The sequence below is a fragment of the Streptococcus pseudopneumoniae genome, assembly GCF_038148935.1.
GTDB lineage: Bacteria > Bacillota > Bacilli > Lactobacillales > Streptococcaceae > Streptococcus > Streptococcus pseudopneumoniae_U.
Genome location: NZ_JBBJZX010000224.1, coordinates 1 through 367, shown reverse-complemented (window position 1 = coordinate 367; position 367 = coordinate 1). Strand labels below are relative to the sequence as shown.

1 pseudogene is annotated in these 367 nt (G+C 31.9%); it reads right to left on the bottom strand.

Annotation, left to right across the window (positions count from 1 at the left end):
• Positions 1 to 367 (bottom strand): annotated as a pseudogene (locus WKI42_RS10725) (DNA replication/repair protein RecF); the annotation flags it as partial.

Genomic DNA, 367 nt, shown 5'->3' with positions numbered 1-367 from the left:
AACATCGTCAAGCAGTAATATTGGAGATTCTGTAGTAATGCTTTCCATTAATTCGATTTCTGCTAATTTTATAGAGAGGACGAGACTACGATGTTGACCTTGACTTCCGAAACTAGCATCCATACCATTTATATAAAAAGAAATGTCATCTCGATGAGGACCAACACCAGTATTCTTTTTAAATAAATCTCTGGATCTACTTTTTTCTAAAGCAATTTTGAAAGATTCTGATAAGTCTTCTTTGTCAGTTATCTTTACAGAAGATTGATAGGATATTGACAATTCTTCAATCTGATTAGAAAGTTCAAAATGTTTCTTACGACCAAAATGCTCTAGTTTTTTTATGAAATCTAAGCGGTGATTCATT